We start from the raw sequence: 272 nt of genomic DNA, 5'->3' as shown, positions 1-272 counted from the left end.
CCTTTTGCCCGTCTTCGCGCTGCACCCGGGCCCAGCTACCCGACTGGCCCAGGCTGCGCACCACCTCATGCTGCTGCAGCTTGCCCACGGTCTTGTGCTGCTGGCCGGGGCCGGCGCGCAGGTTGGCGACGCGTGCCGTCACCACGCGGTGCGGCGTCTTGCTGGTCAGCGGCGCGTACACCCAGCCGAGCGGCTCCTCGAAATCCCGCACTTGGAGCCAACGGCCCTTGCGCTGCTGCACCTGCAGCGGATAGCCCCGGCCCAGCTCCCAC

1 protein-coding gene is annotated in these 272 nt (G+C 71.3%); it reads right to left on the bottom strand.

Annotated features, from left to right (window positions below):
- A partial coding sequence (locus MTCD1_RS19220) for an SH3 domain-containing protein (RefSeq protein WP_159459928.1) occupies window positions 1-272 on the bottom strand: 272 nt, incomplete at both ends.

Origin of the sequence: Colwellia marinimaniae, from assembly GCF_002207865.1 — a bacterium.
Taxonomy (GTDB): Bacteria; Pseudomonadota; Gammaproteobacteria; order Enterobacterales; family Alteromonadaceae; genus Colwellia; species Colwellia marinimaniae.
Note: the sequence above shows the minus strand (reverse complement) of the source record. Positions and strands in the feature narration are given on the sequence as shown.